Below are 16,444 nucleotides of genomic sequence, written 5' to 3'. Positions count from 1 at the left end.
CATCCACAGGTTGCTCCGATTTTTATCCACAGGTCGCAGGTTGGGGATAGCCCACAAGACCCTCCGTTGTTAGCGTCGTACTCGAATTCACAGTCAACGGATCACGCCGACGCAAGGAGATGCTATGGGCTACGAACGTCACATTGAGTGGATCCGTCATGCCTTGGCGTCGCGCGACATCGAAGCGGTGACGCGCACTGAACAGATGCGGTTGATTGTTGAAGAAGCCGTCGACGCGTTTTCCGGTCCCGTTGATCGCCTTCAACGTCAGCAGCACGTCGATGCAATCCTCACGCAGATCACGGGACTAGGACCGATCCAGGGACTCATTGACGACCCCGATGTTGAAGAAATATGGATCAATTCAGGGACACGCGTGTTTGTGGCACGCGGGGGAAAACCTGAGCTGACGTCCCTGATTCTGTCGGAAAGTAACGTTCGTCTCCTTGTCGAACGGATGCTGCACCACTCGGGGCGACGCGTTGATCTCTCGCAGCCCTTTGTTGACGCAATGCTCGCCTCGGGTGAGCGCCTTCATGTGGTGATTCCACCGGTCACGGGGACGTCATGGGTGGTGAATATCCGCAAACATTTGCACGCCACGCGCACACTCCAGGACCTTCAATCAGCAGGGATGTGTTCGCCTCCGATGGCTGAGTTCCTCCACGCATCCGTGGTTGCCGGCCTGTCGATCGTTGTCTCGGGGGCCACTCAGGCAGGAAAAACCACGGTGCTTCGGGCACTCGCGGGGGAGATTCCACGGGTCCGTCGGGTGATTTCCTGTGAAGAGGTCTTCGAGCTGGGGCTGACGAACTGGGATTGCGTTGCGCTTCAGACCCGTCCGGGAAACCTGGAAGGCAAAGGGGAGATTTCTCTTCGTGATCTCGTTCGCGAAACCCTCAGGATGCGTCCCGAATGCCTGATTGTCGGTGAAGTCCGCGGACCTGAAGCTCTTGATCTCCTTCTTGCGCTCAATGCGGGGATTCCGGGGCTGGCAACGATCCACGCGAATTCCGCCCGGCAGGCCTGTGAAAAGATCGCGCTGCTGTCGCTACTTGCCGGCGAGAACGTCACGAGGGACTTCGTTGTTCCAACGGTTGCCGACAGCGTCGATCTTGTCTGTCATGTTGACCGCGACCCGCACGGAGAGCGCCGAATCACGCAGATCGTCTCGGTGGGAAGAAAAAACACTGGTCACGGCTTTGCAACAGAGCAACTGTGGGCGTGGAACGGCGAAGACTTTGTCAGAGGACAGGGGTCCCTCGACTGTGCCGAGCGTTTTGCCGCCGTGGGGATCCCGCTCGATGAGGTGCTCCCGGATCCGCAAGGGCATGACGAATCACAACGTTGTCGGGCATATGCGGACCCAATGGGAAGGCCCGTGCCATGAGCCGTGAAAGTGAGCGCATGGAAGGAGAAAACCGATGATCGGAGTGATCACGGGAGCACTATGCGGTGTAGGGATCGTCCTCATCGTGTCGACGTGGGTGGGGACCCCGACCGTGTCATGGGGATCTTGGCGCTGGGTTGACCAGTGGCGTGATCGACTCGTCATTGCGGGGTGGAAACGGTGGTCGTTACGAGCATTTGTGGTGGCGAGCATCGCAGTGGCTGTGGTCGTTGGCGCAGCAGCGTGGATGTGGTCATCATCGTGGACGATCGGAGGCATTCTGACGGTGGCAGTGTTGCCGCTTCCCTTTGTTGCTGTGTCATCGCGGGCACGACGCATCCAACTCAATGCTTATCGCCTGTGGCCTGACGTTGTCGATGGAATTATCGCCGGGGTGCGAGCGGGAATTCCCATTGCGGATATTCTCGGGGATATTGCTGATTCTGGTCCCGAAGAATTCCGTCCAGCATTCGCTCATTTTCGTTCGGAATATGCGGTGCATGGCCGTCTTCACGATGCGATGGATGTCCTCAAGGGGTGCCTGGCTCATCCGGTTGCCGATCGGATTGTCGAAACGCTTCGGATCGCCTGTCAGCTCGGCGGCGCAGATCTTGTGTCGCTGTTGCGCGCCCAATCGGTGTTACTCAGGGAGGATGCGCGAATCCGAGGGGAACTTCGGGCACGTCAGTCATGGACGGTGAACTCAGCGCGTCTAGGTGTTGCCGCTCCGTGGGTGATTCTTTTATTGACGGCCAGGTATCCGGGGGCGGGCGCAGCGTGGAATTCTTCTCGCGGAGCTGGCGTGCTTCTGGGAGGACTGATTGCCTGCGTCATCGCTTTCTGGCTGATGCGTTTCGTTGGTCGCATGGATGCAGAGCGACGGACAATGCGATGACGAACATCCCGATTATTTCTGCTGAAGTGTGCTGCGTCGTTGATGCTGTTGCCTGCGCCTGGGGAGTGTTCCTCCTCTGGCGTGTGCTCACCCGTCGATCACGACTCTTGGCTTTGCGCGTGTCCCAGGGCCAACCAAGCGATGGTGGTGTTTGTGCACGTGGCGTTCCCGTTGGCTCTTTTCGCGAGGCAACATCGCGGGGGTTGGCATCATTTGCGAGGACGAGGACGGCTGCGAACCTCCTCACCCTGTGTGCTCCCGTGTGGGAGATTGTTGGGTCGACGCAGTCATCCGTGGTGCGACGTTTCAGATTGCTTGGGCGCGACGCAGATGTCGGAGCATTCCGATTCCATCAGCTTCTCTTAGCCGTTGGTGGTCTGATCGTGGGGATCGCGGTGTGTGCTCCGGCGTGCATCCATCGAGGAACGATCGGTATTGCGGGGCTTGCGGTTGTGGCGTTTCTTGGGAGCGTGTGTGGAGCGGTTGCCTGGGACCAACAGCTGACGTGGCGGGCGAAGCGGCGGCAACGACTCATCGATGAAGAGGTTCCCGATGCTTCGGAGCTGCTGGCTCTGGCTGTCGGAGCGGGAGAGTCAATTCCTGCTGCGATTGAGCGGGTTGCCAGAATTTCACGATCGGCGCTTTCGGATGAATTCCATCGGATCGTTGTTGATATTCGGTCGGGATCAGGGAATGCTCGGGCATTGGAGTACGCAGTTCAACGCAATGATTCACCTGCCCTTGAGCGCCTGTGTCTGACGTTGGTGTCTGCGTTGGAACGCGGAGCCCCGTTAGCGCACATTCTTCATGCTCAGGCGCTTGATTTACGGACGGCGTCACGTGAACGCCTCATGGAGAGCGGTGGGAAGAAAGAGATCCTGATGCTGTTTCCGGTGGTCTTTCTCATCCTTCCGGTGACGGTATGTTTCGCCCTCTACCCGGGACTCTTCGCCCTGGAGGTTGTTCCGTAAAACGGTGACTTGTCAGAGTCTTCTTCTTTCCTTGCATATTCATTCATATCCAGACATATCCAGACAAAGGAGTCTTCATGAAATCCATGATCCATGTGTTCCGGCAGCTAGCCACGATGCGTTGTCGTTGTGTGAGCCGAAGCTGTTGTCATCTGCCCTGCGGTGAGCGGGAGCGCGGTGATGTTCCCGGCTGGGTGCTCATCACCTTAATGACGGCAGCCCTCGTCATGTTGATCTGGGGTATTGCCTCTGACCGCCTCGTCGCGCTCTTTAACCAGGCGCTTGATTCCATTGCCGGAATCTAGTGTGACCGGGGCAGGGGCGCCGTGTCGGCAAACGGAGCATACGGGTGAGCGCGGCTCGCAGGTTGTCGAATTCGTCCTCGTGCAATTCCTTGTTCTTGCTCTCGTGTGCGCGGTCCTTCAGATTGGATACGCACTTCATGTGAGGAACCTTGCCTCCTACGCGGCGGCAGAGGGAGCCAGGCGCGGAGCAATTCATGGGGGTGTCGAGGACGAGGACGTGTCAGCTGCTCGCCAGGCAGCAGGTGAAGTTGTTGATTCACTGATTGGCCGTGGAAGAGACCATGTGATCTCAGCACAGATCACCCGGGATAACGGTGTTCGCATACTCCGGATCACGGTGACAACAACACTCCCGATTATCGGACCGTGGGGACCGCGAAGCCTGTCGGCAACCGGCAGCGCAATGATTGAGGAGGACCTCCATGTGGGGCATGTGGAGACCCCGTAGTTGGGTGTGTGGGTGTGGTCCGCTTCCTCGGCCTCGAAAATCACCGCGGAGAATTCGTCATTGGACGCGGGGAAAGGAACGAGGGGAAGAGGGGAGCGCGGCTGTTGAATTCATTGGAATTTTCCTGGTGGGTGTTCTTCCCGTGCTCTGGGGAATCCTTGTTCTTTCAGATGTTCAGGGGGTGATTTTCGCCGGTGATTCTGCCGCGCGTGAGGCGGTGCGAATTTTGTCGACGGATCCCACTGCGAAGGAACGAGCGATGCGTCAGGTGTCGGCAATCTTTAGTGACTTCGGCCGTGATCCTCCCAATGATGTCGCGATGAATTGGGGTGACAGTTCGTCGCTCCAACCAGAGGGTGGCACAGAATCGGGGATGAGAGTTGGAGGCCTGGGCAGCGCCGATGCTCGCGTGACGGGTGATGGCTCTTCGCAGATCGATGGCTTTGTTGACGTCACAATCGTTTCGCGAGTGAATGTTCCCCTTGTGTCGTGGATTGCCGGCGATCGGGCGTCAATTACGGTGCGCTCCCACGCGGGTGCGCCGGTTGAGTCTGTTGCACTTGTCTCCCGTGAGGGGACGTCGCTGCGAGGGTCGTCCGGCGGTGATTGAACACCGCAGTGAGTTTTACGAGGGCATGCTCAGGGGAGCAAGGAAGGTCGTGGTCAACGTCGAGGGGGCGAGTGTGCAGCTGGAAAAACGAGGGAAAGTTACGGCGCGTCTTGCGTGCAATGCCAGAACGCTGTGTCAGCGGTGGACGCGAGAAGATGATGGCCGCGTGGGGATGCTGATTCTTGCCGGGGCTGCGCTCGTCCTCGTTGGTGTCTTCATGTCTGCGGCAACAACCTGTGTTGCCGTACAAAATATGCGGCTTGTTTCGTGTGCGGATCGTGTTGTTGCGTATGCAGCGGGAGCAGTTGACGAGGAGGACTACTACTCCCAGAAAGAATCGGGTGGCGCGCGAGTGTCGGTCACCGGAGCGCGCGTACGTGCGGCTGCGGCGCTGGAGCGTCTTCGGGGGAGCACCTGTGACGTGGGGGCAGGGGTGATTCTTCAACGAGTGGGGGTTCACGAGAACACCGTCTCGGTTACGTTGTCAGCACAGGCAACAGTTGAGTTTCTTCCAGGGCCGATCGCAGGTGCGATACTCCCTATTCTCGAAAGGGAATCGGCGGCCACGTTGGAGTATAGAAGCAGGGAAGAGTAAGTGACGTGCAGGGGAGGGAACTTATCTCCTGAGAACGGGCTGGAATGTGCAAGCCGGGGAGGGGTGTGGACGCGGAAATCTATCGCAAAATGAAGTGGGATGTTCGTCACATAGACAGTGAGAGCGTGTTGGAGGTTCCGTTTCCACGCCGTCGGACAGACGTGGTCTGCGAAAAAATATGTGCCATATCCTGCGCAAATACACGTAACACTCGGTTGGGTGGGGTGCTGGAGATTCGCAGATAACGTGATATGTCTCAAGGATCAGAATGTAAAACTTACTCTCAAACCCAGGTAAAAGATGGCAAAATTTTCGACATGAGCAACTTAGATTCTTCGCGCTTATCACCGCGCTTGCAGTCCGTTTATCAGTCCGTTCTCGACGCAAACCCCGGACAGGCTGAGTTCCATCAAGCGGTTTTCGAGGTCCTCTTGACTATCGGACCGATCGTTGATCGTCGACCAGAATACTCTGACCTTGCGCTCTATGAGCGAATCGTTGAACCGGAACGCCAGATTATGTTCCGCGTTCCCTGGACCGACGATTCGGGGAAGATCCACGTTAACCGTGGATTCCGCGTCGAATTCAACTCAGCGCTTGGCCCATACAAGGGCGGTCTGCGCTTCCATCCCACGGTGAATCTCTCGATCATTAAGTTCCTTGGTTTCGAGCAGATCTTCAAGAACTCCCTCACAGGCCTGCCGATCGGTGGCGGCAAGGGAGGCGCAAACTTTGATCCGAAGGGCAAGTCCGATGCAGAGATCATGCGCTTCTGCCAGTCCTTCATGACAGAACTTCAGCGTCACATCGGTCCCGACACAGACGTGCCTGCTGGCGATATCGGCGTGGGTGGTCGCGAAATTGGCTACCTCTTTGGTCAATACAAGCGAATCCGCAACCGATTCGATGCGGGAGTGCTCACCGGCAAGGGACTGACCTGGGGTGGCTCCTACGCGCGTACCGAGGCCACAGGCTACGGCCTCGTCTACTACGCAGATGAGATGCTCAAGGCTCGCGGCACCTCGTTCGACGGGAAGAAGGTCGTTGTTTCCGGTTCCGGTAACGTCGCCATCTACGCAGCACAAAAGGTCCAGCAGCTCGGCGGAACCGTCATCGCTGTCTCCGACTCCTCCGGCTACGTCGTCGATCAGAACGGTATCGATATTGAGCTGCTCAAGGACGTGAAGGAAGTTCGTCGCCTGCGAGTGTCCGATTACGCCAGCGAACGTGAAGGCGCTGAGTTTGTCACGAAGGGTTCGATCTGGGATCTGCCTTGCGACGTTGCTCTTCCGTGTGCCACCCAGAATGAGCTGCCCGTTGAAGCCGCTGAAACCCTCATCCGCAACGGCGTCCAGCTGGTTGCCGAGGGCGCGAACATGCCGACCACTCCCGAGGCAATCGAAGCTCTACAGTCGGCGGGCGTGGCCTACGCTCCCGGAAAAGCATCTAACGCCGGCGGTGTTGCCACCTCCGCGCTGGAGATGCAGCAGAACTCCGGGCGCACGCAGTGGTCATTCGAGGAGACCGATCAGAAACTTCATCAGATCATGGTCGACATCCACACGCAGACAGTTGCGGCAGCAGATGAATACGGTGTGCCCGGCGACTACGTTGCCGGAGCCAACCTCGCAGGATTCCTCAAGGTTGCCGACGCGATGGTTGCTCAAGGCCTGATCTAACCTGATCTCATCGGCGATCTCATACATCTTTCACCCCCGCAGTCACGACTGCGGGGGTGAAAGAGTCTTGCGTGGGAGATTGGTTCTGAAGAATCGACTACTCTAGGCGTGTGGCCACAGAATTCGCTGAAGAGATTGAACAGCTCCGTCAAACGATGGAGAACGTCCTGGCTGTCGTGCAGCCAGATAAATTGCGCGCGCAGATTAGCAAGCTATCGGATGAAGCGACAGCGCCGGATCTGTGGGATGATCCTGCTCATGCTCAGGAAGTGACATCGGCACTTAGCCATCGTCAAAGTGAGCTTGATCGTGTGGAACACATGGTGGAGCGGATTGACGACCTTGAGGCCATGATTGAGATGGCGGGGGAGGACCCCGAGGAATCCGCGGAGATCCTTTCCGAGGCCGACGCTGACCTGGAAAAACTCAAGTCCGATATGTCCGACCTTGAGATCCGCACCCTTCTCGACGGCGAATATGACGAACGAAACGCGGTTATCACGATTCGTTCCGGAGCAGGAGGTGTTGATGCGGCAGACTTCGCTGAGATTCTTCTGCGGATGTACCTGAGGTGGGCGGAACGCCACGGCTATCCGACGAAGGTCATGGACACGTCATACGCCGAGGAAGCTGGCCTTAAGTCGGCGACTTTTGAGGTTCAGGCACCCTACGCCTATGGCACTCTGTCAGTTGAGGCCGGGACTCACCGGCTAGTCCGCATCAGCCCATTCGATAACCAGGGGCGACGTCAAACATCCTTCGCTGCGGTTGAGGTCATTCCGCTCATTGAATCCACCGACCACATTGAAATTCCCGAGTCGGAGCTGAAGGTTGATGTGTTCCGTTCATCCGGTCCCGGTGGACAGTCGGTGAACACAACGGATTCCGCGGTCCGCATGACACACATTCCCACGGGGATTGTTGTGTCAATGCAGGACGAGAAATCACAGATTCAGAACCGTGCGGCCGCCCTGCGGGTACTCCAGTCACGCCTGCTTGTGCTGCGTCACGAGGAAGAACAAGCCAAGAAGAAGGAACTTGCAGGCGACGTCAAAGCCTCGTGGGGCGATCAGATGCGGTCGTATGTTCTTCAGCCGTATCAGATGGTCAAGGATCTCCGTACCGAGTTTGAGTCCGGTAACCCGCAGAACGTTTTCGACGGTGACATTGACGGTTTTATCAACGCCGGTATTCGGTGGCGCAAGAACGAACAAAATAGCGCCGCGGAGTAAAATTCACGAGCAAAACAGCGCTGAGCTGCACAAGCTGGAGGTGACGGCACGTCGGCCTCGTCCCCTAAGGTCGTTTCACACGGTGAGATCTCGTTGGTAGGAGAAGCTGAGACGGCTGAGGTCACACTGAGCTGATTCCTCTCGTGGCGTGTCGTTCGTGCCAGGGCCTGAAAAGAATGCCTAGTCTGATCGAGACTACATTCCCGATCTGGATGGCTTCATGATTCGTTTTGACGATGTCACTATGGTGTACACCCCTGGTGCCAGACCCGCGCTTGACCACGTTTCGCTTGAAGTGGAACGCGAGGAATTCGTGTTCCTCGTGGGCAAATCAGGGTCCGGTAAATCCACGTTCCTTCAACTTGTCATGCGAGAAATTAAGGCAACGTCGGGCAAAGTGTGGGTCCTGGGTCAGGACGTGTCGAAACTGTCAACATGGGCGGTGCCGAAACTTCGCCGCCAAATCGGAACGGTGTTTCAAGATTTCCGCTTGCTGCCGTCGAAAACGGTGTTCGAAAACGTGGCTTTAGCGATGCAGGTCATCGGTAAACCGAAGCACGCCATCGAAACCGCAGTTCCAGACGCCCTCGACCTCGTTGGCCTCTCCGGGAAAGAAAAACGACTGCCTCACGAGCTTTCTGGCGGTGAGGAACAGCGCGTAGCGATCGCCCGAGCAATGGTCAACCGGCCAGAGCTGCTGCTTGCCGACGAACCGACAGGCAACCTTGATCCGGACACATCCTTGGGAATTATGCGCCTCCTTGACCGGATTAACCGCACAGGAACCACGGTCGTTATGGCGACGCACGACGCGGACATCGTCAACCAGATGCGCAAGCGCGTGATCGAACTACAAGACGGCGATGTCGTACGCGACCAGTCGCGCGGCGTATATGGGGCGGCGAGGTAGCGAAATGAAATTACGTTTTATTTTTTCTGAAGTCGGAAAAGGTCTGGCCCGTAACCGCGCAATGTCGGTTGCGGTGATCATCGTGACATTTGTGTCGCTACTTTTCGTTGGGGTTGCAGGTCTGGCACAAATGCAGGTCTCCCGCATGAAGACGGAATGGTACGACAAGATCGAAGTATCGATCTACATGTGTGCCATCGATGATGCGACCCCGTCATGTAATGGTGAGGAAGCCACGGACAAGCAGATCGCTGCGGTTCGAGACAAACTCAACTCGAAGGAAATGTCGCAGTACATCCAGACGGTGTATGAGGAATCGAAGGAAGAGGCATACAAGAACTTCCAGGAACTCTACGGCGACTCAGCTTTCGGGCAGTGGACCAGCGCCGACATGATGCAGGTGTCATTCCGCATCAAACTGGTCAACCCGGAGCAGTATTCGATTATTAAAGAAGAGTTCTCCGGGGTGTCGGGAGTCTCGGACGTTCGCGATCAACGCGAGATCGTTGAACCGTTGTTTAACGTCATCGACTCGGCTCGAATCCTTGCCCTTGGTTTGGGTGCGGTAATGATCGTTGCGGCGATTCTTCTCATCACAACCACGATTCGTCTCTCCGCGATGAGCCGTGAGCAAGAAACGCAGATCATGCGATACGTCGGAGCGTCGAACCTCTTCATTCAGGCTCCGTTCATGATCGAAGGCGCCCTCGCCGCGATCGTCGGTGCGTTCATGGCCATTGGCACGCTTTTCGCAGGCGTCCATTTCCTTGTCCAACAGTGGCTTGCTCCGGCGTTCCAGTGGACCAGTTTCATTGGCATCCCTCAGGTGTGGTTCATGGCGCCGGTACTCATTCTTGCGGCTGTGCTTCTTGCGCTCATCGCGTCAGCTGTGTCCTTGGCGAAGTACACGAAGGCATAAAAAGGAGTCTCGACATGGGTTCCGTTGATTTCAGTGACGCTCAGGAGGCAGCTCGTCCTCGTTCATGGGGACGAGGAATCGCCCGCGCCGGTATTGCTGCGACGTGTACTGTGGCCCTCGCATTCCTCGCATCAATTCCTGCGATGGCCGAGGACGATCGAGATGCAGCTGTCCGCGAAAAAGACAAAGCAGCGGCATCCGTGTCGACCCTAGAGTCCCAGCTTGAGGGCATTGACTCCAACCTCGCGCAGATCTACATCGAACTTGATTCGTTGAAATCTCAGATCCCAACGGCTCAGGCCGCACTCGACGAAGCACATTCGCGATTCGACGCAGCCACCCGCGAACACGAGGTCGCGCTCGGGCAGTTAGAGTCCGCTCAGGCGGAGAAAGATTCGCTGACGCGCGAGATAAAAAAAGCTGAGGACCAGCAAACACAGGCGTCGCAGGCGATCGCTTCGCTCGCCCGACAGATGTATAAAGATGGGTCGCCTTCGGCGATTGCAGTGGCATTGACAGCCGAGGGAACGGCGTCGATCGACGATCGCGCGGCGGCAGCAAATGCGATGAGCCGCTCTCAATCGCAGGCGTTGAGCGCAGCTCTTGGCGTGGAAGCCACTCACCGTTCGCAAGTGTCGCGACAGGAAGCGATCACGAAGCGCATATCCTCGCTCGAACAGACAGCGAAGAAAGCGGCCGATGATGCCGAAGCCGCGAAGAATGAGGCAGCGAAGCAGGTTGAGTCGTTGACGACGCTCAAGGCGCAGGCGGAAGCTAAGCAGAAGGAATGGGACTCCAAGAAAGATACGGCGAAGAAGCAGCTGGATGAAGCCCAAGCTGAACTAAAAGAAAAGCTTGCCGCTCTGGAGAAAATTGATGCCGAGAATCGTCGGAAGAACTATGTGACGCGGGCATCGTCGACCGGATGGCGTTATCCCCTGACAAGCGTTGTCATCACGTCTCCTTTCGGATGGAGGATTCACCCCGTCCTCGGCTACGGCATGCTTCATGAAGGAACGGATATGGCTGCGGCGTGCGGAACGCCGATCTACCCCGTTGCCGAAGGTGAGGTTGTGGCAGCGACCTCCGGAATCGGCAAAGGAAATTACGTGCATGTCAATCACGGGCTTGTGCGCGGATCCTCGATCATCACGGAGTACATGCACCTGCAGCGAATCTACGTGTCTCCGGGCCAGCACGTGACACCCGAAACGGTTCTTGGCGAGGTCGGGACCACCGGATACTCCACAGGATGCCACCTGCACCTGAGTGTGATTCAGAATGGCACCTACGTCGACCCAATGAACTTCTTCTGATCGCAGAAGATGCCGTCCTTGCCCAAGGAATGCCAGCTGGTCTAATACCCAAGGAACGCTGCTGGTCTCACGGGCGTGCGCCTTGGACGCTAGAATGGGCTGTCACGCCTCATTCAGAGGCCTCAGCCAGTTGACAGCCGCGTTGCTCTGACGTGGAGCGGTGAGGAAAATGGCTGGGAACGGGTGAACGCGAGGAGTCGTCCTCGTCAATGACAACGAGGAGGAGGTGCACGATGCCGAAGGAATGGAAGAAGCCGAAGCCCACTGAGGCGCAGCGGCGCAAGAACGCATCCGACGCGAAGAAAACAATCGCGCGCAACAAGAAAGCGCGCCATGACTTCCTCATTGAGGATTCGTGGGAGGCCGGGCTCGTGTTGTCGGGCACCGAAGTGAAAGCGCTGCGGATGGGGCGCGCATCCCTTGTGGACTCCTGGGTTGAAGTCAAAGACGGCGAGGCATGGCTTTACGGGGCAAACATTCCGCTGTATTCGCAAGGATCGTGGAATAACCATGCGCCAACCCGTAAACGCAAATTGCTGCTTCACAAGGAGCAGATTCAGATGCTGGCGTCGAAGGTTCAGGCGAAGGGGTACACGATTGTGCCGCTTGAACTGTACTTCATCGAGGGACGAGCCAAAGTGGAGATTGCCCTGGCCAAGGGCAAACAGGAATGGGATAAACGTCAGGCGTTGCGCGAAGCTCAGGATCAGCGCGATGCCGAGCGTGCAATGCGTCGCTACGTCCGCCAAGCCAGGCACTAGGTTTCCCTGTTTTTCAGGGGACGAGGACGAGGCTGCTTCCGTGTGCCTATTGTCAGAGCCGTGAGGCTGAGATATGCTGGTGCATCTGGCCAGTAAATTCCTGGCCGGTGAGTGGATAAACTCAATAGGGGATGATCGGTTTCGACGACGGTCGTCGATCGAGGGGAAGCGGGCCGAGGATGCGCGCTCTACTCGCAAACGATGCGTGTAAACCAATAGGTGCTGAACAGAACCGCACCGACTACGTTCTCGCCGCCTGATATCGCCGCGTGAACCTTTAGTCCGTCAGCCCAGGTGGTGCTCCCAGCCTGGTGTCTGGCGTCATTCAGGGAGCCACTGGTTGCAAGTCACGTCGGTGGGCTTGCTTCGACATTTAGCTGACTGAGCCTATCCGGTAGCAGGTCTGCATGATGCCGGGGGCCGAGAAATACTTACGCAGACTGCGCCCGGAGAAGACCTCGGGGCCGGCCGTCGGACGGGGGTTCGATTCCCCCCATCTCCACTGTAGGTAACCCCGGAACCGCATGGTTCCGGGGTTTTCTGTTGGAATCATTGGGAAAAGTCGGAGTCTCCGCCGCTTTGCTTATGACAACTTTTGACGCTTTATGACGTTTTGGTACCGCAAAAACGGTACCATAGCGGTACCAGAAAACAGCCCCGGCGACAGTGAGGTACCAAGGTGGTTGCGGCAAAACTTCCCCGAGGGATCGTTGAGTACCGTGGAATGTATCGAGTGAGGATCAGCATCGACGGGAAGCGTCACCTGGTTGGTGACTACCCGGTCTTGAAAGACGCGAAAGCTGCGTTAGATATCGCGCGTGCCCAGAAAATCACCGGCCAATTCGTCACCGCAGAGCAACGCCGCGCTGAAAAGCGGGCCCGCGAAGATGCCGAGAAACTTGAACAGGAAAAGAACCTTACGGTTAAAGCATGGGCACAAGAATGGCTCGCCCAAGTGGAACGTGAGGTCGAACAGGGCCTCAAGAGCCGAGGGACACTGCGTGAATACAAAGGCCAGATCAACAACAGTGTCATTCCGTACATTGGAGACAAGCTGCTCGTTGACGTAACCGAGGACGATATCAAAGCGATCATGCGCCGAGCGCGTGAAACCTCGTCCGCCAAAGAAGCGAAAACGCTAATCGTCATCCGCCGCATGTTCAATGTCGCCGTTGAACAAAACAAGGGAGGACTCATCACGTCGCCCGTGCGGTATAAAGAAACAGCGCCGGAAACGTCTGCGACGCGGCGTGCCCAACTCGCGACACCCGAGCAGGTCAAGTCGTTGGCTGAGGCCATGCCGCCTCTTTTGCAGCTCACCGTTTACCTGGGCATGTGGGTGGAGGCTCGTCAGGGTGAGGTGTTGGGGTTGCAGCGCGGTGATTTTGTGGACCTAGACAAGCCTGGGCGGGCAACGGTGCGTATCGTGCGGCAGTGGAATCAAAAGGAGCAGCCCCCACGCCTTACACCGACGAAGGCGAAAGACACGCGCACCTTGTCGATCCCTGAGGCGTTGGTCCCTCTCATCAAGGCTCACCTGGATGAGTTTGTGGGAGAGGGGGAGGACGCGTTTGTTTTCCCGTCCCCGCTCCAGGAGGGTAAACCGGTGTCTCAGTCCGCGCATAACCGCTATTGGAATCGGGCGAAGAAGAACGTGGGGATGCCACGGGCGTTCCGGTTCCATGATCTGCGGGCCTCGGGTCTGACGATTTTCGCTCAGCAGGGTGCGACGGTTGCGGAGATTATGGCGCGGGGTGGGCATAAGGATGTGTCTGTGGCGATGCGGTATCAGCGTGCGGCGGCTGAGCGTGACCGGGAGCTGGCAGCGAAAATGCCGGTTGTTGTGTAAGGAGCCTCACCATGAAAATCGACACCACGTGGTTCATCATTGCCTCAGCTGGAGCTACCGTATTCACGGCCTCCCGCGGTCACCACACGGCAACTGTCGTATGTGCCCTACTCACCCTCACAGCGCTTGGATTGACCGCCGCAGCCCGAATTATTGAGAATCGGAAGCTGTCATGACTCGGCGTTACCTGTCTCGCACGGATCTGGCCAAGCGCATCGGAGTCAAGGTCCCCACCCTTAGTCGCTACGCTGATAGTCTGATCAGAAGAGAGGAAGGGGAACGATGATGACCGTTGATGACCAGCGCAAGGAATTCACGAAAACAATCCTCAAGTCCTTGGCGAGCCACCCCGAGAATCTTCCTGTTGTCAACGACATTGGTCGACAGTTCGTCGTGACAGCCCTTGGAGATGAACCAATGAAGGATCTCTTCGATCGTGTGAAGGTTGCAGGTGGATACGCTAATGTGTTCATTCTTACACATGGTAAAGCCGTGCTCTTACCGTTTGCTCGCCAAGAGGGAACGTTCGCATGTGGCAGTGAGACTGAACTGTCGATGCCGTGTGATGCTGATTCCACGGTAGATATGTTTCTCGACTACCTGCGCCAGCATCCAGAAGGTACGCTGCTCAGACTTGCCGGGCCCCAACATCGTCCAACGATCGCAACGATGAAAGAAGCCGTTGCTGTGTAGGATCCGCTCTTCGAATACACGAAACCCGCCCCACCCAAGCTGTTAGTTGCCTGGGTGGGGCGGGGTGTTTGTCAGCATGATGTGTTGCCGTGTTGAAAGGCGGGGCAGACTCCTTTCACGTCGTCGATTCTTGCGTGGATGATCTGGTGTTCTCGCGCCGCCGATTCAGTCAGGCTCCTCTGATCGTCGCGTACGCCATCGACTTGGGATTCGAGCCTGCGGAATCGGTGCTCGTCCAGGTCTGCGTCTGATTCTTGACGCTCCATGATCTGAGCGGTGTTGTTGAGGGCATTTTGGGCGATTTTCTTCACCTCGTCTAGGTCATCACGCAAGTTTGTCCCGTGACTGTTGGTGGTCTGTTCTTTCGCGGTTTCAGCGGCCCTGGCTCCGTCTCCTGCGGTTTTGTGGATCGCTGACAGACGAGAAGTCATCCGCTTTTCAAGCCCAACAAAAAACAGCTTGACCACACCGATGATGACTACACCGAGGGAGACCAGCTCGGTGGCAAGCCTTGGGTCGGTGAAGAAATCGAATACCGGATTTAGGGCCGTTATCAATCCGCGTCACCTTCTCGATGCTTGGGCGTGTAGGCCTCACCGCCTGGGGTGACGTGTCCGATCCAGTCGATCACCCCAACCTGCTTGAGGATGGTGAAAGCCGCCGCAGCGGACGCAATAACCACGGACGCTTGGGTTGCGATGAGCTGCCAGGACGCGGGGTAGGCTCCCGCCCACCAAATAACCACAGATAAGACCAGTCCAAGCCCTAGGGCGATGAGACGCCGATGCGTCGCCGTGAACCTGGGCTGATCAAACACCGCCTGCAATACTGTCGCAAGCACCCCCACAGCACCGGATGTGATGAGCGGGTCAAAATCGATACCGAGCATGGTCCCTCCTTCACGCCGCAAGTTTCTGGTTGACGCGGGCTTGGACGGCCGCGAAGTTCGCGCCGAGTCGGACTCGGCGTTCGTCCCCGTTGCCGTATTCGCCGCGAATGACCGCATCGGCGAGAGCATCGATGTTTGCGCCTGCACGGTGTGCGGTTGCTCCCGCGCCGAGGATTTGGTTGACGCGGGCTTGGACCTGGTCGTAGAGGTTGCCGAGTTTTTGGCGGCGCGCATCGCCTGTGCCGTATTCGCCGCGGATGACCGCTTTGGCGAGGGCGTCGATGTTTGCGCCTGCTGGCTTCGCAGGCAGGGGTGTTGGCGTGGGCTGGCCACCAAGAAGCCTGGCATTGACGATTGCTTGGACCCTGGCGTAGGCGTTGCCCAAGCGTCGCATGCGTTCTTCACCGGACCCGTATTCCCCGCGGATCACCGCATCGGCAAGAGCCTCATAGTTCGGGCCTTTACTCGCAGCGGGCTTAGACACCGAGGCCGCTGCGGCAGTCTTTGCGCCTTTCATGAGAGCGTTCGCGCGGGCATCGAGCGCGGAGCGTTGCGCTTCCCATCGTCCTGGGCATGCGGTGGCGAAGAATTCCTTGTGGATGCGCAGGGGGAGTGGCCCGTAGGCGTGGCGAAGCTCTGCGATGAGTTCGGCGACAGTCTCGAAATCAGCCTTGTCCATCTCTGGGCGGCACTCGATGCCGATGCCTCGAAGGTTCGCGTCCCAGTTTCCAGCGTGCCAGGCCGTGTCGTCAGGATCGACAATGCAGGCGACCTTGCCTTTCTCGACGACGTAGTGTGCGGACGTGTCAGCCCCTGGCCTGCAAAGGAACGCCAGGACGTTGGCGAACAGTTGTCCCAGTGCTCCCCAATGGTGCAAGACGATGAACTGTGGCTTGCCCACGCCTGGGCGGCCGTGCGTGTAGGCGGGCGAGTTCATGCCCGTCTCGTATGCGTACATGTGTTTTCTCCTTTGATCGTGTGG

Annotated in this window: 19 protein-coding genes and 1 other RNA gene; 17 read left to right on the top strand and 3 right to left on the bottom strand. The window is 57.5% G+C overall.

Annotated elements, in window-relative coordinates; genetic code table 11:
- The first annotated feature begins 124 nt into the window (after positions 1–124).
- The 17 genes from G7Y41_RS07240 (at position 125) to G7Y41_RS07160 (ending at position 14,573) form a co-directional block, all read left to right on the top strand.
- Positions 125–1,390, top strand: coding sequence for a TadA family conjugal transfer-associated ATPase (locus G7Y41_RS07240; protein ID WP_165315863.1), 1,266 nt, complete (start codon positions 125–127; stop codon positions 1,388–1,390).
- A 34-nt stretch (positions 1,391–1,424) separates the two neighbouring features.
- Positions 1,425–2,285: a type II secretion system F family protein gene (locus G7Y41_RS07235; protein WP_165315862.1), complete on the top strand. Its 861-nt coding sequence runs from the start codon at positions 1,425–1,427 to the stop codon at positions 2,283–2,285.
- Positions 2,282–3,256 (top strand): type II secretion system F family protein, encoded by a 975-nt coding sequence (locus G7Y41_RS07230; RefSeq protein ID WP_165315861.1) that lies wholly within the window; start codon positions 2,282–2,284, stop codon positions 3,254–3,256. The genes G7Y41_RS07235 and G7Y41_RS07230 overlap by 4 nt, the downstream gene beginning before the upstream one ends.
- Positions 3,257–3,372: 116 nt before the next feature.
- A complete protein-coding gene (locus G7Y41_RS07225) occupies positions 3,373–3,561 on the top strand; it encodes a hypothetical protein (RefSeq protein WP_165315913.1) in 189 nt (62 codons plus the stop codon).
- 1 nt (position 3,562) lies between these two features.
- Positions 3,563–4,009 carry a TadE family protein gene (locus G7Y41_RS07220; protein ID WP_165315860.1) on the top strand — a complete coding sequence of 149 codons (447 nt, stop codon included), beginning with the start codon at positions 3,563–3,565 and terminating at the stop codon, positions 4,007–4,009.
- Positions 4,010–4,136: 127 nt separating this feature from the next.
- The gene (locus tag G7Y41_RS07215; protein WP_165315859.1) at positions 4,137–4,619 is read left to right on the top strand and encodes a hypothetical protein; all 483 of its coding nucleotides are present in this window, start codon (positions 4,137–4,139) and stop codon (positions 4,617–4,619) included.
- Positions 4,612–5,214, top strand: coding sequence for a hypothetical protein (locus tag G7Y41_RS07210; protein ID WP_165315858.1), 603 nt, complete (start codon positions 4,612–4,614; stop codon positions 5,212–5,214). The genes G7Y41_RS07215 and G7Y41_RS07210 overlap by 8 nt, the downstream gene beginning before the upstream one ends.
- A gap of 317 nt (positions 5,215–5,531) precedes the next feature.
- Positions 5,532–6,893, top strand: a complete 1,362-nt coding sequence (gene gdhA, locus G7Y41_RS07205; protein ID WP_165315857.1) for an NADP-specific glutamate dehydrogenase — start codon at positions 5,532–5,534, stop codon at positions 6,891–6,893.
- A gap of 110 nt (positions 6,894–7,003) precedes the next feature.
- Positions 7,004–8,125 carry a peptide chain release factor 2 gene (gene prfB, locus G7Y41_RS07200; protein ID WP_165216114.1) on the top strand — a complete coding sequence of 374 codons (1,122 nt, stop codon included), beginning with the start codon at positions 7,004–7,006 and terminating at the stop codon, positions 8,123–8,125.
- Between the two features lie 220 nt (positions 8,126–8,345).
- Entirely contained in the window at positions 8,346–9,035 is a 690-nt protein-coding gene (gene ftsE, locus G7Y41_RS07195) for a cell division ATP-binding protein FtsE (RefSeq protein WP_165216111.1), read from the top strand.
- A gap of 4 nt (positions 9,036–9,039) precedes the next feature.
- Positions 9,040–9,954: a permease-like cell division protein FtsX gene (gene ftsX, locus G7Y41_RS07190; RefSeq protein WP_165216108.1), complete on the top strand. Its 915-nt coding sequence runs from the start codon at positions 9,040–9,042 to the stop codon at positions 9,952–9,954.
- A gap of 14 nt (positions 9,955–9,968) precedes the next feature.
- Positions 9,969–11,270, top strand: a complete 1,302-nt coding sequence (locus tag G7Y41_RS07185; protein ID WP_231367267.1) for a M23 family metallopeptidase — start codon at positions 9,969–9,971, stop codon at positions 11,268–11,270.
- Between the two features lie 233 nt (positions 11,271–11,503).
- Entirely contained in the window at positions 11,504–12,031 is a 528-nt protein-coding gene (gene smpB, locus G7Y41_RS07180; RefSeq protein WP_165216105.1) for an SsrA-binding protein SmpB, read from the top strand.
- A gap of 127 nt (positions 12,032–12,158) precedes the next feature.
- Positions 12,159–12,536: a transfer-messenger RNA gene (gene ssrA, locus G7Y41_RS07175) on the top strand.
- A 174-nt stretch (positions 12,537–12,710) separates the two neighbouring features.
- Complete coding sequence (locus G7Y41_RS07170) at positions 12,711–13,880, top strand: tyrosine-type recombinase/integrase (RefSeq protein WP_165315856.1); 1,170 nt, start codon at positions 12,711–12,713, stop codon at positions 13,878–13,880.
- Between the two features lie 11 nt (positions 13,881–13,891).
- Entirely contained in the window at positions 13,892–14,056 is a 165-nt protein-coding gene (locus G7Y41_RS07165) for a hypothetical protein (RefSeq protein WP_165315855.1), read from the top strand.
- A 106-nt stretch (positions 14,057–14,162) separates the two neighbouring features.
- Positions 14,163–14,573: a hypothetical protein gene (locus G7Y41_RS07160; protein ID WP_165315854.1), complete on the top strand. Its 411-nt coding sequence runs from the start codon at positions 14,163–14,165 to the stop codon at positions 14,571–14,573.
- A 71-nt stretch (positions 14,574–14,644) separates the two neighbouring features.
- Here G7Y41_RS07160 and G7Y41_RS07155 read toward each other — a convergent pair whose 3' ends face one another.
- From G7Y41_RS07155 to G7Y41_RS07145, 3 genes are read right to left on the bottom strand one after another with little or no spacing between them, the layout of a single operon-like run.
- Positions 14,645–15,130 carry a hypothetical protein gene (locus tag G7Y41_RS07155; protein ID WP_165315853.1) on the bottom strand — a complete coding sequence of 162 codons (486 nt, stop codon included), beginning with the start codon at positions 15,128–15,130 and terminating at the stop codon, positions 14,645–14,647.
- Complete coding sequence (locus G7Y41_RS07150; protein ID WP_165315852.1) at positions 15,127–15,462, bottom strand: hypothetical protein; 336 nt, start codon at positions 15,460–15,462, stop codon at positions 15,127–15,129. Before G7Y41_RS07150 ends, G7Y41_RS07155 begins: the two co-directional genes overlap by 4 nt.
- Positions 15,463–15,472: 10 nt before the next feature.
- Complete coding sequence (locus G7Y41_RS07145; RefSeq protein ID WP_165315851.1) at positions 15,473–16,420, bottom strand: N-acetylmuramoyl-L-alanine amidase; 948 nt, start codon at positions 16,418–16,420, stop codon at positions 15,473–15,475.
- Positions 16,421–16,444 lie beyond the last annotated feature (24 nt).

The organism is Schaalia sp. ZJ405, from assembly GCF_011038885.2.
Lineage (GTDB): Bacteria > Actinomycetota > Actinomycetes > Actinomycetales > Actinomycetaceae > Pauljensenia.
Note: the sequence above shows the minus strand (reverse complement) of the source record. Positions and strands in the feature narration are given on the sequence as shown.

Coding starts and splice junctions, on each gene's coding strand:
- G7Y41_RS07160 (WP_165315854.1), top strand. CDS start 14,163: ATGATGACCGTTGATGACCAGCGCAAGGAATTCACGAAAACAATCCTC.
- G7Y41_RS07145 (WP_165315851.1), bottom strand. CDS start 16,420: ATGTACGCATACGAGACGGGCATGAACTCGCCCGCCTACACGCACGGC.
- gdhA (WP_165315857.1), top strand. CDS start 5,532: ATGAGCAACTTAGATTCTTCGCGCTTATCACCGCGCTTGCAGTCCGTT.
- ftsE (WP_165216111.1), top strand. CDS start 8,346: ATGATTCGTTTTGACGATGTCACTATGGTGTACACCCCTGGTGCCAGA.
- G7Y41_RS07185 (WP_231367267.1), top strand. CDS start 9,969: ATGGGTTCCGTTGATTTCAGTGACGCTCAGGAGGCAGCTCGTCCTCGT.
- smpB (WP_165216105.1), top strand. CDS start 11,504: ATGCCGAAGGAATGGAAGAAGCCGAAGCCCACTGAGGCGCAGCGGCGC.
- G7Y41_RS07240 (WP_165315863.1), top strand. CDS start 125: ATGGGCTACGAACGTCACATTGAGTGGATCCGTCATGCCTTGGCGTCG.
- G7Y41_RS07150 (WP_165315852.1), bottom strand. CDS start 15,462: ATGCTCGGTATCGATTTTGACCCGCTCATCACATCCGGTGCTGTGGGG.
- G7Y41_RS07230 (WP_165315861.1), top strand. CDS start 2,282: ATGACGAACATCCCGATTATTTCTGCTGAAGTGTGCTGCGTCGTTGAT.
- G7Y41_RS07225 (WP_165315913.1), top strand. CDS start 3,373: ATGCGTTGTCGTTGTGTGAGCCGAAGCTGTTGTCATCTGCCCTGCGGT.
- G7Y41_RS07235 (WP_165315862.1), top strand. CDS start 1,425: ATGATCGGAGTGATCACGGGAGCACTATGCGGTGTAGGGATCGTCCTC.
- ftsX (WP_165216108.1), top strand. CDS start 9,040: ATGAAATTACGTTTTATTTTTTCTGAAGTCGGAAAAGGTCTGGCCCGT.
- G7Y41_RS07165 (WP_165315855.1), top strand. CDS start 13,892: ATGAAAATCGACACCACGTGGTTCATCATTGCCTCAGCTGGAGCTACC.